We start from the raw sequence: 21011 nt of genomic DNA on the forward strand, positions 1-21011 counted from the left end.
CACGGCGAATGAGCCTGGCGTCAAGCACGAAGCCGCCGTCCAGTCCCATCGACCGGTGTGGCTACGCCACGACCAAGCTCCCACAAGAACCTGGGCCAGCCGAGGGAGCCGTGTCCTGGCGCAGCCAGAAACGGCGAATGAGCCTGGCGTCAAACACGAAGCCGCCGTCCATTCCCATCGCTCGGTGTGGCTACGCCACGACCAAGCTCCCACACGATCCCGGGCCAGCCGTGGGAGCCGTGTCCTGGCGCAGCCAGACACGGCGAATGAACCCGGCGCTAACCACGAAGTCGCCGTTCATTCCAATCGCTCGGTTTGGCTGCGCCACGACCAAGCTCCCACAGGCTCCGAGGCCAACTGTGGGAGCCGTGTCCTGGCGCAGCCAGACACGGCGAATGGATCCGTCACGGAAAGCGAAGCGGGCGTCCCACTCAATCGCCCGGTGTGGCTACGCCACGACCAAGCTCCCACAAGGTCTGAGGCCAGCCGTAGGAGCGGTGTCCTTGTCGGGCCGCGCAGGCAAAGCGAGACGCGGCGAATGGACGCAACACCGCACGGTGTCCCGAATCAGCTAGCCAGCGCTTCCAGGGTCAGTCGCGTCGTCTCGTCGGCCGGGAAGAACAACTCGATCTTGAGGTCGTCGAGCGCGACGTCCTCGGGTGTGCCGAACTGTGCGATCGTGCCGAACAGCGCGAGCCGGGCGCCGTTGACCGCCAACACCATCGGCACCACCGGTGACGCGGGCGCGGCCTCTGGCGCCGGCGCAGACGCGAGCGCGTCGGCGGCGCGGTCGAGCTCGGGGACGCCCCCCTGCGCCGCGCTTTCGGTGCGCAAGCGTTTCGCCGTGTGGTGGGCAACCGTTGGCCAGTTCTCGATGACCGTGGCCAAGGCGTCTGACAGCATCAGCTCCAGCAGACTGTCGCCGGTGTGCACGCCCAGTGCGCCGTAGAGGGCCTCGGCACTCGCGTTCATCGACACGATGCGCCACACCCGGTCGAGGGCCAGGGCGGGGTAGGGATCGTGACGGCCGAGCATACGCTCGACCGCCGCGCGGATCGGTGCCATCGCCGTGTCGCCCCAGTCGCGTGCGGGGTAGCGCGCGGCAAAGCCTGCTTGGGTGAGCAACTGATTCTGCGCGCTCAGTGGCAACTGCATGGCTTCACCCAGTCGGCCGATCATCTCGGCGCTCGGTTGGGCGCGGCCGGTTTCGAGAAAAGAGATGTGCCGCGCGGACACCTCCGCCTCGACGGCCAGCTCGAGCTGGCTCAGGCGGCGGGTCTTGCGCCAGGTGCGCAGGGCGTCGGAGAAGCGGTTCATGGCGACAGTGTGCACACCCGCGGGTACCGTGTCGCTTACCTCCGAGGTAATTGCCACGCTGACCCGGGGTCACCAGGCTGTGTGCCTCGTCACCACGGAGCCTGTCCATGTCACACCGTCTTCACCGCCGCTGGCTGAAATTCTCAGCCGTCGTCGTCGGGGCCTTCGGCCCGGTGTTCTTCCTCGGCTCGATGGCCGCCACCCGCGAGCCGGCCCGATTGACCCTCGACCTGCTGAGTTGGCCGATCGACGGCGCCACGACCTTCGCCGATCCGGACACCCGCTTCCTCAGTGCCCTTGCAGGCGGTTTCCTGTGCGGCTGGGGCGTGCTGATCTGGGGCCTGGCCTGCAGCGTGTACGACCGCGCGCCCGAGCTGGTGCGCCGGAGTGTGCTCGCCGGGTTCCTGACCTGGTTTGTGGTCGACGGCGCCGGATCGGTGGCCTCGGGCAACCCGTCGAACCTCGTGTTCAACACCGGCTTTCTGCTGCTCGGGGTCGGTCCGCTCTGGCGACCCGCGACCGGGCCTGCGCCCGACGCGCAGGCGGTGAACGCATGAACGCGTTTCGCACCCTGGTCGCCGCCCTCGGCGCGGCGGTGCTCGTGTACACCCTCGCGGTCGTGCCCACCCACGGCATGGCGCTCGCGCCCGTGTTCGTGTCCGACTTGCTGGCGCTGACCTGGCGCGGCCAGTTCAACCTCGACTTCGCGTGCTACCTCGTGCTCTCGGCCGTGTGGGTGGCCTGGCGCGGCGGTTTCTCGCCTGCGGCGCTCGCCCTTGCCGCGCTCGCCTCGGTTGGCGGCATGCTGTTCTTCGCGCCGTACATGCTCGTGGCGTCACTGCGCAGCCACGGCGCCGCCAGTCGGCTGCTCCTGGGCGTGCACGCGGCGTCGAGTCAGGTCCGATCGTAGCCGGGACGGGAAGCTCAACAGGCGGCTGCCACCGAACAGTGGGTCGCGCGGAATCGGCTGAGCAGCGTGCGTGTGGCGGCGGTGTCGCCGGTGGGCGCCTCAGCCGAGCAGAGGTAGTCGGTGTGGGGCTGCAAGAGCGCATCGAAGCTCGTGTCCCAACCGGCCTCCACCGCCAGCATCTGTTCGGCCGAGTAGAGCAGGTGGTCGACGAAGGCACTGTAGGCGCCGCCGTCGGGCGAGGCGATCAGCGCGCAGGCGTCTGCGGGCCGGGCGAAGCCGGGCTTCTCGACCGCAAGCACCAGGTGGGCGCGAAAGGCGTCGCGCGCGGACTGCTCGCGCTGCAGCGTGTCGTTGGCATCGAGTTGCAGTTTGACGCCCACGAGGGCAGCGACGGCAACCGCGGCTGTGACCACCGCGGCGACCGCTTCGATCGCCGCGGCGTGGCGTGCCCAGGCGGGCACGGCGCTCAGTCCGCCTTGCTGGAGGAGACCCGTGGCACCAGCGCTTTGACGAGGTCGCGCATGTCGAGCTGGCCGACCGCGTTCCCGTCCTCGAGCACGCGGTAGATCTTGCCGGTTTCGCCGCCGGAGATCGCGATCAGCTTTTCAAGGCTGTCTCCGGCCTGCACGTCGCCGCCAAACTCCACGTTGTTGTCGAGTTCGCCCATCACCGAGCGCACACGCAGCACGCGGGCACGGTTGATGTCGCTGACGAAGTCCTCGATGTAGGGGTCGTTCGGGTGCAGCAGGATGCCCTGCGGTTCGCCCTGCTGGACCACGGCACCGTCCTTCAGGATCACCAGGTGGTCGGCGAGCTTGAGGGCCTCGTCGAGGTCGTGGGTGATGAAGATGATGGTCTTGTGCAGCTCCTGCTGCAGCTCGAGCAGCAGGTCCTGCATGTCGGTGCGGATCAGCGGGTCGAGCGCCGAGAAGGCCTCGTCCATCAGCATGATGTCGGTGTTGGCCGTCAGCGCCCGCGCGATGCCGACACGCTGCTGCATGCCGCCCGAGAGCTGCGCCGGGTAGTGGTTCTCGAAGCCGGCGAGGCCGACGCGGTCGAGCCACTTGGTGGCCTCGCTGAGGCAGTGCTCTTCCTCCTCGCCGCGCACGATCAAGGGCATGGCAGCGTTCTGCACCACGGTGCGGTGGGGCAGCAGCGCGAACTTCTGAAACACCATCGACATCTTGTTCTGACGAATGCCGCGCAAGCCGTCTTTGGAGAGCTGCATGACGTCTTCGCCGTCAACCAGGATTTCGCCGGCGGTGGGTTCGATCAGTCGGTTGAGGTGGCGAATGAGGGTCGATTTGCCCGAACCCGAGAGGCCCATGACCACGGTGATCTCACCGGCTTGCATGTCGACATTGATGTCCTGCAAGCCGAGCACGTGGTTGTGTTGAACCAGCAGGTCTTCCTTGCCGAGTCCGGCCTTGACATGCGCCAGTGCAGCCTTGTCTTCCGGCCCGAAAATCTTGTAGAGGTCGCGCAGGCGAACTTTGGGTTGTGCTGACATGGTTTCTCTCCTCAGTGACCGACGCGCGTCATGTCAACGCGAGACAAGGCGGCTTTGGAGACCCGGTCGAGGATGACCGCGAGCAGCACGATGCCGATGCCCGCGACGATGCCGACGCCGAGTTCGAGGTTGCGGATGCCCCGCAACACATTGACGCCGAGCCCGGGCGCGGACACCAAGGACGCGATCACCACCATCGCGAGCGACATCATGATGGTCTGGTTGATACCGGCCATGATGTTCGGCAGCGCGAGCGGCAACTGCACCCCGATCAGCTTCTGTCGTGAATTCATGCCGAAGGCGTTGGCGGCCTCGATGACGTCGCGGTCGACCAGACGGATGCCGAGGTCGGTCAGGCGAATCACCGGCACGATGGCGTAGAGAATGATGGCGATGCCGTAGAGTTTCGATTCCGTCACCGAGAACAGGAAAATCAGCGGGATCAGGTAGACGAAGGTCGGTAGCGTCTGCAGCAGATCGAGTATGGGGACGACCATGCGTTGCAGGGTGTCGGAGCGCGACATCGCGATACCGATCGGTACACCGAGTAAAACCGAGAACCCAGTGCACACAAAAATGATGGACAGGGTCTGCATGGCGACGTCGTAGTGGTCGACGAAAGCGAGCAGGCAGATCGAGAAGGCGACGAAAATGGTGACACCAATGGACCGCGAGGAGTACCACGCGACGGCCACCAGCAGCGGAATCATGATGAACCAGGGCACGACGTTGAAGAGGTAGAGCGCGCCGTCCAGCAACCAGCTCAGCGGTTGGGTCAGCGGGTCGAGCACGGTCTTCAGCGCCGGCTTGGCCGCCAGGAAGCTGTCCTCGATGCCCTTGGTCAGGTCGCGGGTTTGCACCACGCTGCCACAGCTCTCGTTGAGGTTGTCCAGCGAGGGAAACGGAAAAAGTGGTCCGGACGCGTCGGCGTCGTCGCCACTCGCCTGGGCCAGGAGGTCTGCCATTGATAACGGGGCGTTGGATGACCCCTCTTCACACCAGCTCTCGAGTCCGAGAGCCTTGAATGCCCCTTCGTAAAACGCCATCTGTTCGTCTCCTGGTGAAAACACACTCCCGCCAGGACGGCGGGAGGTGCCTGTGCCGATCGGTCTGGGGAGACCGCAGCACCCGGAGCCGGTTGGCCCGGGTACCGTGGTGTAGACCGGGCCTGTCTAGATCACAGCAGCGCTGCGAGTTTTTCCTTGGCGCCGTCGCTCAACCAGTTGCCCCAGACTTCCGGGTAGGTCGAGAGGAAGTAGACCGCGGCTTCTTCGTTGGACGCGTTGTTGTCCAGGCGCCAGGCCAGCACGTCACCCATCTGCGCGTTGGTGAAAGCCACGTTCTTCAGCAGCTCGGCGATCGCCGGCTCGCGCTCCATGAACGCGCCCGAGACAGCGGTGACAACCTTGGCTTTCGGATAGGCCGAGAAGGTCGGGTTGGCGCAGTCTGCATCACCGTTGCAGGTGTGTGCTTCGGCGTCGTACTCACCTACCTGGACCTGCACCATCGGGTACTTGCCAAGCACAGCGGTCGGCGCCCAGTAGTAGCCAAACCACGGTGCCTTGTCAGCGTAAGCGGACGCGATGGAGGTCTGCAGGGTTTCACCTGAGCCGTGCTGGAAGCGCTCGAGGCCCTGGCTCTCAACGTCCAGTGCTTTGAGGTTGTTGTTGTTGATGATGTCGCAGGCCCAGCCAGACGGGCAGTCGTGGAACTTGCCACCGACCGCGGCGGGGTTCGCGAGGATACCCTCCATGGTGGTCAGCTCCGGGTTGGACTCGGCGAGGTAGGCCGGAATCCACCAGGCTTCAATGCCACCGTCAGAGAGCACATTGGTCAGTTCGACCAGCTTGCCCTCGTCGAGCAGACCTTCGTAGGCCGGCGTGGAGTTTGCCCAGACCTCGGTCAGGATGTCGGGCTCACCGGTTTCTGCGAGTGAGGTCAGTGCCGGCACGGTGGACGAGGGCACTTTCTGCACGTCGCAACCGTAGCCCTGTTGCATCAGGAACGTGGCAACCGCAGTGACAACCTGCGCGGACGCCCAGTCCATTTCCGTGATCGAGACCGTGCCGCAGCTGTGGCCGTCTGCGTAGGCAGACTGAATGAACGGCGACGTCGGTGCGCCCATGGTGGCGACGACAAGCGCTGCGCCGAGAATCGTTTTCTTCATAATCACTCCAGTGGGTGGTCTTGCGCCGGTGCCGCCAAGGCGGCGCCAACGCGCGGGATCGCTATCTTACGACGTGCACCGGGGCACACGTTAGTCAAAGCGACACAATACTACGCTCGTCGGCGGATTTTGCGCAGTATTCTGCTGGTATCCGTAGAAACCAGTACCGGTTCACACTTTTGCCGTGCTCTCGCGCCGGAAATTCGACGAATTTGGCTGATAATACAGTTCTGGCCCCTTCCACCGCTCAGTGGCCAAGTACCGGCAGCTCGCTCGGCGTGCGCGATGTCAAGAGTCTGGCGCCCTCGGGGCGAACAACGATGTTCTCCTCGTGCACCATCATCTGGCCGTCGCCGTAGCCGAGCGACGGCTCGAGCGTGAGCACCATGTTGGTCTCGAGCACGGTGTTGTCGAAAGCGGCGAGCGACGGTTGCTCGGTGAGTTGCATGCCGAGCCCGTGGCCGAGCCGGCCGATGTCCCCACCGCTGCCGTCGAGTTCGCGGATCACCGCTGCCATGGCCTCGACCAGGTCGCGACAGGTCGCGCCCGGCACCGCCGCGGCGAGCCCGGCCTCGGTCGCGCGCCAGAGCACGTCGTGGGCGCGGCGCGCGGCGTCGCCGGCATCGCCCACCGCCCAATTGCGGTCGAAGTCGCAGAAGTAGCCGTCCCAGGTGCAGCCGGTGTCGAGCATCAGCACATCGCCTGCTTGAAGTGGCCGGTTGGACGGCGGGGAGATCACGTCGCGGTAGCCACCCGGCTCGGCGGCGCCAACGAGGTAGGGCGTGTCGTCGGCCCCCTGTGCGAGCGCCTCGCGCCGAAAGGCCCGGAAGCACCCGTCGAGCGGCATGCCCGGCGCGAGAAGGTCTGGAACGCAGTCGAAAGTCGCCGAGCCGATCGCACAGATGTGCGCGAGTTTTGCGATCTCGGCGTCGGATTTGACCCGGCGAAGGCCGTGCACGAGTGCCGTGGCGTCGTCGACGACGAGGCCGCGCATGTGACCGTGGCCCAGCAGGCGTTCCCAGTCGCCGAGCGGCATGCGCCAGGCTGTCTCGTGGCCTTTCATGATGCCGAGCCGTGCGCCGGCGTCGGCGAGCGGGCGCAGCAACTCGACCAGCAGGCTGATGCCGTCGTCCGCGGGCGCCGGGGCGCTCCAGGTGTGGATGTCGTCGAGCCAGGTCTGCCGCATGAGCGCCGCGCCGATTTCCGGGATCACCGCGACCGGTTTGCCCTCGGCCGGTACGAACACGAACCAGGGCCGCGTCGGGCTCTGCCAGAAGAGCGTGTGGAAGCCGGTGAAGTAGCGAACTTCCGGCTCGCTGGTGAACAGCAGGCCGGCGAGCCCGGTCTCTGCCATGCGGGTTTGCGCCGCGCGCGTGCGCGCGGTGAATTCGCTTTCGGGAAACCCGCGTGGGGGTTCAGAGTGCATCGTGGCCGGCCATGATGCGCGCGAAGATGTCCGGGTCGGTCACACCCTCCGAGCCGAACAGCAGCACGCGCGCGTTCGCGTCGAGCCCGAGCGCCTCGGACACCGCGGCGTCGCGCCGTGCGAGGATCAGGGCCGCGAGGCCGGCGACGGCACTCTCGCCTGCGTCGATGGCCGGATCCCCCGCGAGCGGGCGTGCCAGCAGGCGCACGGCGGGCGCGACGGTGTCGTCCGGGATGGTCAGGAAGTCGCTTGCCTCTTCGGCGAGGATGTCCCAGGCGAGCGGCGAGGGCTCCCCGCAGGAGAGGCCCGCCATGATGGTCTCCGTCTCGATCGCAACCGACGTCGCGGTGCCAGCCTTGGCACTCTCAAACAAGCAGGCGGCGCGGTCGGGTTCGACGATGACCACACGCGGTGACGCCGCGCCGTAGAACTGGCGCAAGGCAGCGGCAATGCCGGCAGCCATGCCACCCACCCCACCTTGCAAAAACACGTGGGTTGGCGGCTCTGCAAGGGCGTCGCAGGCTTCGCGTGTCATGACGCCGTAGCCCGACATCACGTCGAGCGGCGGTTGCGAGTAGCCCGGCCACGAGGTGTCGGAAACGACAAACCAGCCGTTCGCATCCGCTTCGGTCTTCGCCAGCCGGACCGACTCGTCGTAGTCGCCGTCGATGCGGATGACGTTAGCGCCGTAGCGGCGCATGGCCTCGGCGCGGCCCTCACTGACTTCAGCGTGGATGTAGATGTTGCACGGCGCGCCGAAGCGCTGGCAGCCCCAGGCAAGCGAGCGGCCGTGGTTGCCGTCGGTGGCCGACACCAGCGTGATGTCGGCGCAGGCGGCGGCGTGTTCGCCGTTGCGGATGGACGCGAGGCTCACCGCCTCACCGGTGCGCGCGCTGATCTGCGCCTGCAACACGCGCTGTGCGGCATAGGCGCCACCGAGCGCCTTGAAGCTCGCGAGGCCGAAGCGCGGCCCCTCGTCCTTGTAGTCGATGCGCGCGACGCCGAGTTCGGCTGCCAGGGCGTCCAGCGACACCAGCGGGGTGGGGGCGTAGCCGGCCCACTGGGTGATTTCGGCACGCGCGGCGGCAAAGGCGTCTGCGCTGATCACGCGGTGGGCGGCGTCGCCGGTGCCGCGGTCGGCGCTGTGATGGCCGAGATCCGCGGTGGGAAAGTGAAGCGTCATGGGGCGCATTCCTGAAACCGGAGTTATTGGTTGACCTTGGCGTGGGCGACAAACTCCGCCATTTCGCCGCGCCAGACCTGGCGGCCGAGGCAGAAGGGTGCGCCATCGCGATCGCGGGTAATCTGTTCGAGTTCTATGGCTGGGTGGTGCGGTGCGAGACCGAGCAGGGCAGCTTCGTCTTCGCGCAGCGCGCACAACCGGATCACGATGTCGCCGGTGTCGGCGTGGGTGCCGTAGTGTTGCTCCCAGAGCTGTGTCGTCGACTGCCGCAAGTCGTGGCTGAGCAGCTCTGGGAACCGGGCTGCGATCACCGATTCTGTCTCGATGAATGTCGCGTGACCGGCGCTGCGGAAGAGCCGCGTGTAGGTGTACAGGCTGTCGCCGCGGTCAATGCCGAGCTGCGCGGCGTTTGCGTCGGTTGCCGGGGTGGTGTCGACGTCGATCAGTTCGATCTCGAGGGCGACGCCCGCGTCGCGCGCATCCGTGGTAAACCCCAGTCGGTCGCTGATGTTGTAGCTCAGCCGGCCTGGCGACACAAAGCGCCCACGCCGCTCGGCGCTGTAGGCCAGCCCCTCGGCTTCGATGCGTTCCAGTGCCCGGCGCGCGGTCATGCGGCTGACGCCGTGCACCTCAGCCACGGTGCGCTCGGACGGCAGCGCGGTGTGCGGCGCCAGCGCGCCGCGCGTGATGTCACCGCGCAAGGCGTCCACGATCTGTTGAACGCGCGGCGTTGCGGCAGCAGGCGGCACGTTGTGGGGCGACGGTGCAGGCACGTGGAACTCATCAAGGGGATCGTGGGGGATGGTATATACCAGGGTTCAGCGGGCAGTCAAGCGCGCTGAACGTTCGATCTCTGACGGCTATTCGTTGGATTGACAGGTCTGTTGATCCATTGGTATATACCAAATTTCCGTGACGCTGAACGGGGTACCGCCATGGCCGAACTGACCCGGGCCCAACACGCCGAGTTCTGGCGCGAAGGGGTGCTCGTGATGGAGGATGCGGTGACCGCAGACGAGCTCGACAGCCTGCGCCGCGTGTTTTCGGGCTGGGTCGAAGAAAGCCGTGCCCACACCGTCGACTACGGCACCTGCCTCGATGGACGCCCGCGTTTCGACCTGCAGCCGGGCCACAGTGCCGAACAACCGGCCATCCGCCGTGTGCAATCACCCGAGGAAGTGTCGCCCGAATACCTGCACGTGATGCGCAACGCGCGCCTGGTCGATGCGGTGGCCGAACTCATTGGCCCCGCGATCAAGTTCCACCACGGCAAAGTCAATTCCAAGCTGCCGGGTTCGGCGACCGAGGTGAAGTTCCACCAGGACTTCCCGTTTCAACCGATGAGCAACGACGACCTGGTCACCGCGCTGCTGTTCGTCGACGACGTGACCCTCGAGAACGGCCCGCTTGAAGTCGTTCCGGGCTCCCACAAAGGCCCGCTGTACCCCCACTGGCACGAGGGCGTGTTCACCGGCGCGGTCAGCGATGCGGTGGTCGCCGAACACCGGGACAGGGTTGTCCCGTGTACGGGCAAAGCCGGCTCCGTCTGTTTCATGCACTCGAGCCTGCTGCACGGCTCGGCGCCGAACCGCTCCGACCAGCCGCGCACACTCTACATTGCGACCTACTACAGCGAGGACGCCATCGAACTCAGCCCGAACGCCTTGCCGAGCGCCCACACCCACGAACTCGTGCGCGGCGAGCCCTCCGGGCGCGTGCGCTGCAGTGCCTACGAGATGGCCCTGCCGGTGGTGCCGAAGGGCACGTCCTTTTTTGCCCAGCAAGACGGGTCGGACACGGGATGAGTGCGCCACCCGATCTCGTTGAACAGCTGCCCTTCGCGACCGACGGTGGCCTCGGGCAACGGGCCCGCCTTGGCCTGATTGTGCTGCAGACCGACCAGACCATCGAGCACGAGATCGGCACTGTCCTGCGAGGGGAGGGGATAGCGCTTTACCACGCGCGCATCCCGAATGCGCAGGCGGTCACCCCCGGGACCCTGCGGGCCATGCGCGATGAACTGCCGCGCGCTGCGCGCCTGTTGCCTGCGGAATTTGCCTTCGATGCCATCGGCTACGGCTGCACCTCCGGCGCGACGTTGATCGGTGAGTCTGAGGTCGACGCGTTGATCCGCAACGCGCACCCCGGCGCCCGCACCAGCAACCCGATCAGTGCCTGCAAGGCGGCGTTGGCAGCGTTGGCCGTGCGGCGCATCGCCTTGCTCACGCCCTACACCGTGGAGGTGACCGACGCCATGCGCGCCAACCTCACCGCCGCCGGTATTCAGGTCAACGCGGTTGCGTCCTTCAACCAGTCCGATGACTTCACCGTCGCGCGCATACGGGCGGACAGCATCCTCGATGCCATCACCGAAGTCGGTGCGCTTGATGATGTCGATGCGGTGTTTGTCTCCTGCACCAGCCTGCGCGCGTTGTCGGTGATTGAGCCCGCTGAAACCGCGCTTGGCAAACCGGTGCTCGCGAGCAACCAGGCGCTGGCCTGGCACCTGATGCGCCTGGCGGGGCTCGCCCACACACCGGCCTGCGTCGGCCAACTCTTCGCTGCACCGCTTGCCGAGGCCCCCGCGTGACAACGATGTCAGACAGGAAACGATGTCAGACAGGCACTGTTGAAGCAACGATGTCAGACAGGCACTGTTGAAGTACGACCGAACGATGTCAGACAGGCACTGTTAGCAAAGGTGTTGAAGTAGACAGGCACTGTTGAAGTACGACTGATCTCGTGAGGACTCAAATGCTATTGGCAGACAGTCATATTTGAAATCCAAACCACTCAAAATAGCGCGGACAGCCACAGCTCAAGCACGACTGATCCAGGAGCCAGATGTCAACGCGTCACAAGCCAGGCACACTTGGCGCTAAGCTACGCAAACGGTTGGGATATTCGCGGGATCCTTCAGCCTCGGTCAGTGTCGCGATAGGCGAATCAAAAGCACCTTGGTCCACGTTACGATGCCGGACGCGTGCGAGATGGGTTTGGCTGGTGCAATGTGTCAGGTCGTTGCTTAAACCGGGAGTCTTGAAATGGGTGACTATACGTTTCTGTTTGGTGTGGCCCTGACGCTCATGGCTGCATTGCTGAGTCCTGGCCCCAGTTTCGTGTTTGTCGCAAGAACAGCGGCCGCGGTTTCAAGAAGAAACGCGATTGCCGTTGCCGTTGGGCTGGCCAGTGGCAGTGCACTGTTTGCTGCGACAGCGGCTTTCGGTTTGTTCGTTGTCCTGGAAACTGTCCCGTGGCTTTACACTGGGCTGCGAATCGCGGGCGGCGTATACCTCTGTTACATCGGATTGAAATTGTGGCGGAACGCAAAGTCGTCGTTATCAGAGCCCGGTGATGAAGGCGCGGACGACCCGACACTGCGACGGTCGTACCTGTCGGGATTGTTGATCCAACTCAGTAATCCAAAGACTGCAATAGTCTTTGCTGGCGTTTTCGCCGCGTTCCTTCCATCAACCATACCCGACCACGCGTATACGCTGCTCATTCTGCTGTCGTTTTTTCTCGCGGGCCTGTGGTACGGCGCGGTTGCAATCGTGCTTTCGTTGGAAAAACCACGGACGGTATACACCTCGATGAAGCATTTGATTGACCGTATCGCTGGGGCACTTTTGGGAGCGTTGGGACTCAGGCTAGCGACAGATATTGAAGGAAGCGATCACTAATCAACGAGCAGATACGGCTGAAGCTCGTGTGACCTGATTCGGGAGAACTGGCGTTCGGGCCAGGCAGCTTGTCCAGCGGCAGAAGTGTCTAGGGGTTGGCTTAACAAAAATCGGCGGATCTTCACATCGCGTTTCGCGCACGCAGCTAGGTGTCTAGGCCTGGTTTTGAGCGTAAAACTGATCAGGCTGCGATCAGCGGTGGGGAACGGCTGCGCATTTTTCCGACGTTGCGGGCGGCAGTCTGGATGGCATTGTCCGTTCCTACCCACTGCTTGAATCGATCTTCGAACTCCGTTGCGATGGTGAGCCATGTGGATGCACCGATCTCGATGCGGCTGAGAATGTAGGGCAGGTTGTGATCAATCGCGCCGCGCGTCCCTCTCTTGACAACGCGCCCCGTCCAGTCCACCAGCTCGACATAGTGTTGCAGCGAACAGGGAATGGCGCTTGACTTGTTGTCGCGCGAATGGCCTTGAAAGCGCATCAAGTCCTTTGGAATCTGTCCCTGTCGTGCCGCAGTGATGCGTTTCCGAATGCTCGTGTGGTCGCTGTCCTCTGGCGTGGTCGCCAACTCCGCACGTATCGGGTTTAGATCGACGTAGGCCATGGCAGCCAGGATCGCTTTCTCATCCAACAACGCCTGGCTCTTGAAGCGTCCTTCCCAGAACGCGCCAGTACACCGATCTTCCGCATTGGCCTGACGGGAAATCGGTTCGTTGACACAACGCATGAACCACGAGATATCGGTCAGGCGGTGACGCCATTGATTTGCCAGCTCTCGGACACGCCCAAGCTCTGCTGGACTCAACAGGTTTGGACAGTCAAGGAATTTGCGGCTTAGCAGGCTGCCATTGAACAGGCGGTGCCACCGGCCGACGACGTCGCTGTCGGTCCATGTTGCAGCAGCCGATGTGTCAACGTGCAAGACCACATGGTAGTGGTTTGACATAATCGCAAAGCTCGCTATGTCAATTGAAAACACGGAGGATACGGCGAGCAAGCGTTGCTCCACCCAGTCGCGACGGTGCTCGAAACTCACCCCTGTCGTGGTGTCCACGCCACACAGGTAGGCGCGCCTGACGCACCGCGACACGCAGTGGTACCACGGTGTGTCGTGTAGTGAGATCAACTGGTGTCGTGGTGTCGGCATCTGTATGCACCGGCCAGGGTGTCATGGTGACCTTGTACACCGAACCATGCACTTCGTTGTTTCGCTTTTTGGGGGGCATCCACCCGCGGAATTGGCTCGTGCAGCCCGCGGTGTGTCTGTCCTGTGACAGCAAACAGTGGCTGTCTTGGTCGCCTCTGCTGGAACTGGCATTACGCCAACAGTGCCTGTCTCGGTAAGACCAAGGGTGCCGTTCAGGTCAGGAGGATCGGCGCAGGGGTTGAAATGTGAAATAGGTCAAGCTGCGCCACAGCCATTCGACCGGGCCGAAACGGTAGCGCGTGAGCCACCAGGCCGACAACTGCAGCTGCACAATCCAGATCAGCACCACGATCACTAGTTGTGTGGCGCGGTTGACGTCTCCGAACAGTCCGAGGCCGTAGCTGTAAAAGACCACAGTGCACATCACGGACTGAGCGAGGTAGTTGCTCAACGCTGTGCGGCCGACCAGGGCAAGTCGCTCTTTGAGCGCTTGGCCGCGCGGACTGCGGCACCACAGCATGACGGCGCCGATGTAGCCGCTCACAATGAGTAACGTGGCCAGGCTGTTGGGCACTCCACCCAGAAACAGCGCGTACTCCCAGTGCCACGCAGTGCGGTACAGTTGCCAGAGTCCCGCCAGCGCAATCGGAAAACCAACGCCGCAGCCGACGTAGACCAACCTTCGGTAGAAGCGCGCGCTGCGCTTGCCAGTCAGCACGCCCCCTGTGTACAAGGCCATGCCGATCAGCATCATGCCCATGGCGCGGCAGAAGGCGTCCAGCAAGTACATCCCATCGGCGGTTTCGACCAGTGGGCCGTCGGGCGCTTTTGGCTTCGAGAGGTCCAGGTCGCCGGCCCGGTAGTCAACCTGGTCTGTGTAAGGTCTGCTGCCATACAACGCAATCTCTGCTTTTATGTCGTGTTTCGAGGGGTGCCAGTACGCAGCAAGCTGTGCGCGGTCTGATGTCGACATGCTTGCAATACTGGCGTGTAATGCCATATTCGCTGCAGACGGTACCAGGAAAATCAGCAGGCTGACTGCGCACTGGAAGCGTGGTTGCCAGTTACGGCAGGCGTAGAGTGGGTACGCGCAGACGGCGTACACGAAAAGATTGTCGCCCTCCCAAAGGTACAGGCCGTGGAGCAGCCCGATGATGAGCAACAGCGTGTTGCGCCAGTGGTGATGCCACGCCGTGGGTAAGCCCTTTTCGGCGCGGCCTCGTATCAGCAGCATCACGCTTGCACCAAACAACAGGGAAAACAGCGCCATTGCCTTCTGATCCACGAGAATGTGCGTCAGACTGAACGCGATCTGATCTGGCAACGTCTCGCCAAAGTACGCTTTCAAGTTCGCGTAGGCGCTTGCCGGCATCGCGAAGCTGCGGATGTTCATCAGCAGGATGCCGAGCAGCGCAACACCGCGCAAAGTGTCGATAGCGACGATCCGGTTCATTATGGTTTGTCGAGGTCAGGGGGTGTCTTGTCGGCGTTGGTTAGCTGCGGCGGGTGCGAGCTTCGCACGCGATGGGTCTGCTTGCCAGCACCAGCACCAGCACCAGCTGGTCGGTCAGCAGAGGTGTTTGCCGAATTGGCGTCGGTACCGGACAGGGGGTATGCCCATCGACTTGCGAAATTCGCGTCGGAACGTTTCAGCAGAGCCGAATCCGCAGGCGTCGCCGATGTCCGAGAGTGGCGTGCTGGTGTGTTCGAGCAACTCGGCGGCACGCAACACACGCTCGGCTTTCAGCCAGTGCAGTGGGGTGGTGCCGATTTCCTCGTGAAACCGGCGTGCGAGCGTGCGGCTGCTGGTGGCTGCTGTCGTGGCCATGCGTTCGATGGGCCAGTCTTCGTTGAGGGACGCGCGCACGCGGTCCTGGAGCGCTGCGAGGTTTGCACCCACGCGGGTTTTCGGGTCGGGGCGTGGCACGAACTGGCGTTGGCCGCCATCGCGCTGTGCCGGCAAGACCAAGCGCCGCGCGACCGAGGCGGCGACCTGCGCACCAAAGTCCTGCCTGATGAGGTGCAAGCCGAGATCCAGTCCGGCGGCCGAGCCCGCAGACGTGGACACCGTGCCTTCTTCGATAAATAGGACATCCGGGTCCACATGGATGTCCGGGTACTGCGCCGCCAGTTGCTCGGTGTAGCGCCAATGAGTGGTCGCGCGTTTGCCGTCCAAAAGGCCTGCGGCGGCAAGCACAAAGGCACCCGAGCAAATCGATGCCACGCGTGCGCCGCGTCGGTGCGCTGCGCGCAACGCGCGCTGCAAGTCCTGAGGGACAGGTGCGTCCGCGCCGCGCCAACCGGGGACCACGATCAGGCTCGCCTCCTGGAGCCGTCCAAGGCCATCGGTTGCGTCCACCGTGATGCCGCCGGCCGCGCGTACCGGGCCGGGCTCGGCCTTGACGCTGGCAAACCGATACCACCTCTCGAACTCGGGGCGTGGCAGTGCAATCAGTTCCACTGCGATGCCAAATTCGAATGTGCAAAGGCCGTCGTACGCGATGGCGCACACGAGCGGTGATGTGTCAGCGGGATCAGCGTGTTCAGGCATGTTGGCAAAATATGACCGGACATTGTCATATCAGACAATACTGTGTCCCGGGCGTCGGTGACAAGCTGGTGTCCACACCCATCAGCAAAGGCGCCCCATGACATTGCAAGCCGACCTTTTGACCGCAATCGAGACCTACTTCGACGCCATCCACGAATGCGATACCGACAAACTGAACGCCGTGTTCCACCCGCAGTCGAGCCTGTTCGACGGCGACAACGGCACCGTGTTTGTCGAGTCCATCGACAGCTTCAGCCGCGACGTGGCCGGGCGCGCGTCGCCGGCCAGCGCTGGCCAAGCGCGCGAGGCGGAGGTGTTGATGGTCGATCACCTGTCGCCGGTCAGCGCGACCGTGAAGATCCGCATCCGCGCGCATCAGAACGTGTTTGTCGATCACCTCGGCTTCGTGTTGGGCGCGGAAGGCTGGCAAATCGTGTCCAAGATCTGGCACCTCGAACGCACTGTTTGATGTGTAGCCGGGTTTGGCGAGCTCCAAAATTTTTGTGGATCTGAAAGTCAATCAATGGTGCCTGTCTGAGTTTCGGGTCTGAGTTCCGCCGCAGATCTGACAGCATGCCGATGGTGCCTGTCCAAATTCCGGATCTCATTCAAGTGGGAACTGACAGCGTGCCAATGGTGGCTGTCTAGATTCCAGGCACCAGCGTTCGGGTGGGCTACTACCGCTAAGCCCACGGCACCGCTGACCTTCACCGGTTGTCGGTTTCGCCTTTGCGCCCGTGCGCGGATGTCGTATACCGTTGGCGCGTCAGCCAAGCCAACGGTAACGGGCAGGCATCGGTGCCGTCCCGTTGCGGCAAGAGGGGTACCCATGCAACCAGCCGTTCACCCAGACACGGTCGCGCAGTTTCAACGCGACGGCGCCACGGTGCTGCGTGGCCACTTTGCGGCGTGGGTCGACCGCCTGCGCGAGGGCGTGGCGGCCAACATGGCCGACCCGAACCCGAACGCGCGCATCTACCAGAGCCACGAGGGTGGGCGGTTCTTTGTCGACTACTGCAGCTGGCAACGCATCCCCGCATACCGAGAGTTCATCTTCGACTCGCCCGCCGCAGCCGTCGGTGCAGCGCTGATGCAGAGCGACTCGGTGCAGCTTTTCCACGAGCACGTGCTGGTCAAGGAGTCGCAAAACGGCATTCCGACGCCGTGGCACCAGGACATGCCGTACTACTGCGTCGACGGCCCGAAAACCGTCAGCCTGTGGATCCCGCTCGACACCGTGCCGCGCGAGCGCACGCTGGAATTTGTCGCGGGCTCACACCTTTGGGGCAAGTACTACCGGCCCCAGCGTTTCAATGGCGAACCCCTGAACGCCAACGACGGCCTCGAGGAGATCCCGAACATCGATGCCGACCGCGGCGCCTTCGACATCGTCGGCTGGGCGCTCGAGCCCGGTGACGCGGTGGCCTTCGACTACCGCACCGTGCACGGCGCCCCGGCCAACACCAGCGTCAGCGCGCAACGCCGCGCCTTCTCTCTGCGCCTGCTCGGCGACGGCGTGCGCTTTGCCCGTCGCGAGGGCATCGTCACCTCACCGCCGTTCGAGCACGTCACCCTGGGCGACGGCGACGCGCTCGAAGGCAGTGATTTCCCGATGCTGATCTCCGCCTGATGTGGCGTGTTGAAGGAGGGCAGCCGACGTGAGTGCCGTGGTCAGCCGCACCGCGGCCTTTGACACCGCGGTCTGGGATTTCGTGCGTGGCGTGCCGCGCGGCCAGGTGGTGAGTTACGGCCAGGTGGCTGCGGCGGTGGGGCCGCGCGACGGCATGGACCCGCTCGGCTTTCGGCGCGAAGGCCCGCGGCTGGTGGGCGGTGCGCTGGCAGCCTGCCCGGACGACGTGCCGTGGCACCGCGTCGTCAACGCGCGCGGCCTGATCAGCTACCAGGGCGCCGCCGCAGAACAGCGCGCGCGGCTCGCCGTGGAGGGCGTCGCGGTGGTCGACGGCGCCATCGACCTCGCGCGCCACCAGTGGTCCGCACCTGGCGAGGCGGTTGTGCCGGCGCAGCAGGCGTTGTTCTAGGTTGCTGACGGTTCAGCGTGGTGCCGGGTCGAGGCGGTCGACCGGTGCTCCCCGGCCTCTCATGGACACCGCCACGAAAAGGATAACGAGATGACTGATGAACACAAGGAACACTGGCTTTGGGGGTACAAGAACCTGGCAACCCTCGGAGCTGTCGTGGCTCTTTCGAGTGCCGTGCCCCTGGGTCTCTTGCCAGAACGCTATATCGGCATCTTCGCGCCGAAGTCTGCCGACCAGATCAACGAGCTGGTGCTCGCGGTGGCCCGGCTCTACGCCGGCTTGCTCGCCACCGTGGGCATGGTGCTGGGCTATTCACGCGACTCCCGCCTGTCTCGGGCCCGCAATGCACTCGTTCTGATGATCCTGGTCGGCTCAGGCGTGCTGTTCGTGCTGAACCTGCAGTTGCTGCTATCAGGCATCAGCGGGTTCTTCATGGTGCCGCTGCTCTTGTGTATGGCGGCGTTGTTCGGCTGGTCGTTGGTCCGGTATCGGACAGACTTCGCCGCGCTGCGCGTGTTGCGGGCGAGTGGGCAGGCGGTGCCCTAACCGGACTGCGTGACATCGCACGGTCTGGCTCGGGTTCCACCTGCGGATTCCGCGACGCTGAAGGGCGTGTCTGCGACGGTCAGTGTCGGCGTTTCAGGGCAGCCTGTTACAGTCTGCGCGCCGTCGCGACCTGTGCGGCGCGATGGCCGTCACCCAGACACCGAGACCCACCGACATGAGCGCGCCTGAACTTGAAGACAACGAATACGGCTGTCAGGTGCGCAAGTCGCCGTTCTTTGCCGCGACACAACGGCACGGCTGCACGGGCTATTCCGTGTACAACCACATGTACATCCCGCGCAGCTTCGGCGACCCGGAGGCCAATTTCTGGCACTTGGTGAACGACGCGATCCTCTGCGACGTGTCGGTCGAGCGGCAGGTGGAAATCACCGGGCCCGACGCCGCGCGCTTCGTGCAGTCACTGACACCGCGCGACCTCTCGCAGTGCGCCGTCGGCCAGTGCAAGTACGTGTTCATCACCAGCGCCGAGGGGGGCATCATCAACGACCCGGTGTTGCTGAAGCTCGCCGACGACCACTTCTGGCTGTCACTGGCCGACAGCGACGTGCTGCTCTGGGCCAAAGGCGTGCAGGTGCACGGCGGCTACGACGTCGAGATCCGCGAGCCTGATGTGTCGCCCTTGCAATTGCAGGGTCCGAAGTCGCGCGACATCATGGCGGCGGTGTTCGGCGACTGGGTGCGGGAGCTGCGCTACTACCGCTGCGTCGAGCACGAGCTCGACGGCATCCCGCTGGTGATCTCGCGAACCGGCTGGAGCAGCGAGCTCGGCTACGAGATCTTCCTGCGTGACGGCACCCGCGGCGACGCCCTCTGGACCCGGCTCATGGACGTCGGCGAGCCGCTTGGCTTGCACGTCGGCCACACCTCGACCATCCGGCGCATCGAGGGCGGCATGCTCTCCTACGTCACCGACATGACGATCGAGAACAACCCCTTCGAAATGGGCTGGGACCGCCTCGTCGACCTCGACATGGAGGCCGACTTCATCGGCAAGGCGGCGCTGCGCGCAATCCGCGACGCGGGTGTGTCGCAGCGTTTTGTCGGGCTCGAGATCGGCGGGCCGCCGCTCGCGCAGCCGAACGGCAACCATTGGCCGGTGCGCATCGGTGGCGAGACCGTCGGCAAGATCACCTCGGCCGTCTACTCGCCGCGGCTGAAACGCAACATCGGCCTCGCCATGCTGGCCGTCGCGCACACCGCGCTCGGCACCGAAGGGGTCGCCGACACCGCGACCGGCGAGCGTCCCGTCACCGTGGTGCCCAAGCCCTTTTACGATCCACAAAAAAAAATCGCCGCCAGCTAGACGCGGCGGCGAGGCCGTGGCCGGGCAGCGCGAAGCTGCCCGGGCGGGGGCTCACTTCGAGGCGAAGATCGCGTTGACCATCTGCGTGTTGTCGCCCGGCGACTGACCGACGCAGCTCATGATGCGTTTGCCGGTGCCCAGCACGTCGCTGTCGATCATGCAGGCGACGTTGCCGGTGTTGGCGCTGCCGTTGTCGGTCAACGTCCCGGTGATCAGGCCGGCACTCGGGTCGTCGACGGTGTTGGTCAGCGCGAGTGTCCACGGGTCGGACGCGGTGGCGGTGTTCTCCGGGCCGGACAGCAAGGTGCCGCTGCAGGTGCCGCTGGTGCAGGTCATCGCCGCCGGGATCAAGCGCGCGCCGGCGCTGAAATTGCCGTCGAACACCATGCCGGCGTAGTCGCCGTCAAAGTTCGCGACGTTGGTGATGGCCTTCTGCGCAAGCGCGAAAATGAACGAGGACTCGTTCGGGTCGGACACCTGGGTGTGGACAATCGCACCGCCGTTGGTGGTCAGGTACATCACCGCGTCGCTCACCAGCGCAATGCCGTCGGTGCAGGTCGATGCGCCGAGGCTGTTGGCGCCCTGGTTGGTGAAGCTGTTGTCGAGCGCGTGCACGGAGGGCAGGATGGCGGTCGAGGTTGCAGCGGTGTACTGGTAGCTGCCGAAAAAGTCGCGCGACGAGCTCGTGGCGTCAGACGAATTCGATTTCTTCACGATGACCCAGTTGGCGGCGAAGTCGGCGGTCGGGCAGCTGCCCGAGGCGACCATCGGAATCACCTGGTCGGACCCGCTCTCCATCGGGCTGAGCAACAAGGCGTAGCCCGGCACGTCGATCGCCCAGGCGGTGTCGCCCGCGCTCGGCCCGCCGGTGCCGGTGACGGTGCCGACTGTCATGAGCTTGAAGCCGGAGGTCGAGGTGGTCCAGGTGCCCTCGACGGTGAAGTCGACCGGCGCCGTTGTGTTGGCGCGTTTGGTCACGACAAAGGTGCCGCCGCTGTTGAACGTGACATCCCACTTCGAGCCCGGCCCGTTGTAGGTGACGTCGTCGGCCGGCGCCGTGGTGTTGCTGCTGTCGCTGCTGCTGACGCAGGCGGTGATGGTCAGGGTGGCGGCGCTCGCGAGCAATGCGGCCGCCCCCAGTTTGCTGAAACGGGGTTGCATTGTGCGTCTCCGGTGACTTCCTTGTGGATCGACACCGACCGTAT

General features: G+C 64.6%; 22 protein-coding genes. 10 read left to right on the top strand and 12 right to left on the bottom strand.

Annotation, left to right across the window (positions count from 1 at the left end; translation table 11 throughout):
- Window positions 1–567: 567 nt before the first annotated feature.
- The gene (locus AAGA11_14160) at window positions 568–1317 is read right to left on the bottom strand and encodes a helix-turn-helix transcriptional regulator (protein ID MEM9604006.1); all 750 of its coding nucleotides are present in this window, start codon (window positions 1315–1317) and stop codon (window positions 568–570) included.
- Between the two features lie 107 nt (window positions 1318–1424).
- Between AAGA11_14160 and AAGA11_14165 the strand changes: the two genes are divergently transcribed.
- Both AAGA11_14165 and AAGA11_14170 read left to right on the top strand, forming a co-directional pair.
- Window positions 1425–1874, top strand: coding sequence for a hypothetical protein (locus AAGA11_14165; protein MEM9604007.1), 450 nt, complete (start codon window positions 1425–1427; stop codon window positions 1872–1874).
- Window positions 1871–2227 (top strand): hypothetical protein, encoded by a 357-nt coding sequence (locus AAGA11_14170; GenBank protein MEM9604008.1) that lies wholly within the window; start codon window positions 1871–1873, stop codon window positions 2225–2227. The genes AAGA11_14165 and AAGA11_14170 overlap by 4 nt, the downstream gene beginning before the upstream one ends.
- A 14-nt stretch (window positions 2228–2241) precedes the next feature.
- On the opposite strand, the gene AAGA11_14175 is transcribed toward AAGA11_14170, so the two are convergent.
- The 7 genes from AAGA11_14175 to AAGA11_14205 all read right to left on the bottom strand — a co-directional run bounded on the left by AAGA11_14175 (window position 2242) and on the right by AAGA11_14205 (window position 9286).
- A complete protein-coding gene (locus AAGA11_14175) occupies window positions 2242–2688 on the bottom strand; it encodes a hypothetical protein (protein MEM9604009.1) in 447 nt (148 codons plus the stop codon).
- Between the two features lie 5 nt (window positions 2689–2693).
- Window positions 2694–3737 carry a betaine/proline/choline family ABC transporter ATP-binding protein gene (locus tag AAGA11_14180; protein MEM9604010.1) on the bottom strand — a complete coding sequence of 348 codons (1044 nt, stop codon included), beginning with the start codon at window positions 3735–3737 and terminating at the stop codon, window positions 2694–2696.
- An 11-nt stretch (window positions 3738–3748) separates the two neighbouring features.
- Window positions 3749–4783: an ABC transporter permease subunit gene (locus AAGA11_14185; protein ID MEM9604011.1), complete on the bottom strand. Its 1035-nt coding sequence runs from the start codon at window positions 4781–4783 to the stop codon at window positions 3749–3751.
- A gap of 131 nt (window positions 4784–4914) precedes the next feature.
- Window positions 4915–5904: an ABC transporter substrate-binding protein gene (locus tag AAGA11_14190; protein MEM9604012.1), complete on the bottom strand. Its 990-nt coding sequence runs from the start codon at window positions 5902–5904 to the stop codon at window positions 4915–4917.
- Window positions 5905–6151: 247 nt separating this feature from the next.
- Entirely contained in the window at window positions 6152–7330 is a 1179-nt protein-coding gene (locus AAGA11_14195; GenBank protein ID MEM9604013.1) for a Xaa-Pro peptidase family protein, read from the bottom strand.
- Window positions 7320–8513, bottom strand: coding sequence for a diaminopropionate ammonia-lyase (locus tag AAGA11_14200; GenBank protein ID MEM9604014.1), 1194 nt, complete (start codon window positions 8511–8513; stop codon window positions 7320–7322). The genes AAGA11_14195 and AAGA11_14200 overlap by 11 nt, the downstream gene beginning before the upstream one ends.
- Before the next feature lie 23 nt (window positions 8514–8536).
- A complete protein-coding gene (locus AAGA11_14205) occupies window positions 8537–9286 on the bottom strand; it encodes a GntR family transcriptional regulator (protein MEM9604015.1) in 750 nt (249 codons plus the stop codon).
- A gap of 162 nt (window positions 9287–9448) precedes the next feature.
- On the opposite strand from AAGA11_14205, the gene AAGA11_14210 reads away from it, so the two are divergent.
- From AAGA11_14210 to AAGA11_14220, 3 genes are all read left to right on the top strand, one after another.
- Complete coding sequence (locus AAGA11_14210; protein ID MEM9604016.1) at window positions 9449–10318, top strand: phytanoyl-CoA dioxygenase family protein; 870 nt, start codon at window positions 9449–9451, stop codon at window positions 10316–10318.
- Entirely contained in the window at window positions 10315–11103 is a 789-nt protein-coding gene (locus AAGA11_14215) for an Asp/Glu racemase (GenBank protein MEM9604017.1), read from the top strand. Before AAGA11_14210 ends, AAGA11_14215 begins: the two co-directional genes overlap by 4 nt.
- A 454-nt stretch (window positions 11104–11557) precedes the next feature.
- Complete coding sequence (locus tag AAGA11_14220) at window positions 11558–12196, top strand: LysE family transporter (protein ID MEM9604018.1); 639 nt, start codon at window positions 11558–11560, stop codon at window positions 12194–12196.
- Between the two features lie 181 nt (window positions 12197–12377).
- On the opposite strand, the gene AAGA11_14225 is transcribed toward AAGA11_14220, so the two are convergent.
- The 3 genes from AAGA11_14225 to ftrA all read right to left on the bottom strand — a co-directional run bounded on the left by AAGA11_14225 (window position 12378) and on the right by ftrA (window position 15897).
- Window positions 12378–13235 (bottom strand): transposase, encoded by an 858-nt coding sequence (locus AAGA11_14225; GenBank protein ID MEM9604019.1) that lies wholly within the window; start codon window positions 13233–13235, stop codon window positions 12378–12380.
- A gap of 328 nt (window positions 13236–13563) precedes the next feature.
- The gene (locus AAGA11_14230) at window positions 13564–14799 is read right to left on the bottom strand and encodes a DUF418 domain-containing protein (GenBank protein MEM9604020.1); all 1236 of its coding nucleotides are present in this window, start codon (window positions 14797–14799) and stop codon (window positions 13564–13566) included.
- A 114-nt stretch (window positions 14800–14913) separates the two neighbouring features.
- A complete protein-coding gene (gene ftrA, locus AAGA11_14235) occupies window positions 14914–15897 on the bottom strand; it encodes a transcriptional regulator FtrA (GenBank protein ID MEM9604021.1) in 984 nt (327 codons plus the stop codon).
- Between the two features lie 97 nt (window positions 15898–15994).
- Between ftrA and AAGA11_14240 the strand changes: the two genes are divergently transcribed.
- The 5 genes from AAGA11_14240 to AAGA11_14260 all read left to right on the top strand — a co-directional run bounded on the left by AAGA11_14240 (window position 15995) and on the right by AAGA11_14260 (window position 19806).
- Window positions 15995–16366 carry a nuclear transport factor 2 family protein gene (locus AAGA11_14240; GenBank protein ID MEM9604022.1) on the top strand — a complete coding sequence of 124 codons (372 nt, stop codon included), beginning with the start codon at window positions 15995–15997 and terminating at the stop codon, window positions 16364–16366.
- A gap of 360 nt (window positions 16367–16726) precedes the next feature.
- Window positions 16727–17527, top strand: a complete 801-nt coding sequence (locus AAGA11_14245; GenBank protein MEM9604023.1) for a phytanoyl-CoA dioxygenase family protein — start codon at window positions 16727–16729, stop codon at window positions 17525–17527.
- A gap of 28 nt (window positions 17528–17555) precedes the next feature.
- Window positions 17556–17936 (top strand): MGMT family protein, encoded by a 381-nt coding sequence (locus AAGA11_14250; protein MEM9604024.1) that lies wholly within the window; start codon window positions 17556–17558, stop codon window positions 17934–17936.
- Window positions 17937–18026: 90 nt separating this feature from the next.
- The gene (locus AAGA11_14255) at window positions 18027–18482 is read left to right on the top strand and encodes a hypothetical protein (protein ID MEM9604025.1); all 456 of its coding nucleotides are present in this window, start codon (window positions 18027–18029) and stop codon (window positions 18480–18482) included.
- A 175-nt stretch (window positions 18483–18657) separates the two neighbouring features.
- Window positions 18658–19806, top strand: coding sequence for a glycine cleavage T C-terminal barrel domain-containing protein (locus tag AAGA11_14260; GenBank protein MEM9604026.1), 1149 nt, complete (start codon window positions 18658–18660; stop codon window positions 19804–19806).
- A 51-nt stretch (window positions 19807–19857) separates the two neighbouring features.
- Here the strand turns inward: AAGA11_14260 and AAGA11_14265 are convergent, their stop codons facing one another.
- The gene (locus tag AAGA11_14265) at window positions 19858–20967 is read right to left on the bottom strand and encodes a hypothetical protein (protein ID MEM9604027.1); all 1110 of its coding nucleotides are present in this window, start codon (window positions 20965–20967) and stop codon (window positions 19858–19860) included.
- Window positions 20968–21011: the final 44 nt, after the last annotated feature.

Source organism: Pseudomonadota bacterium, from assembly GCA_039196715.1.
Classification (GTDB): domain Bacteria; phylum Pseudomonadota; class Gammaproteobacteria; order CALCKW01; family CALCKW01; genus CALCKW01.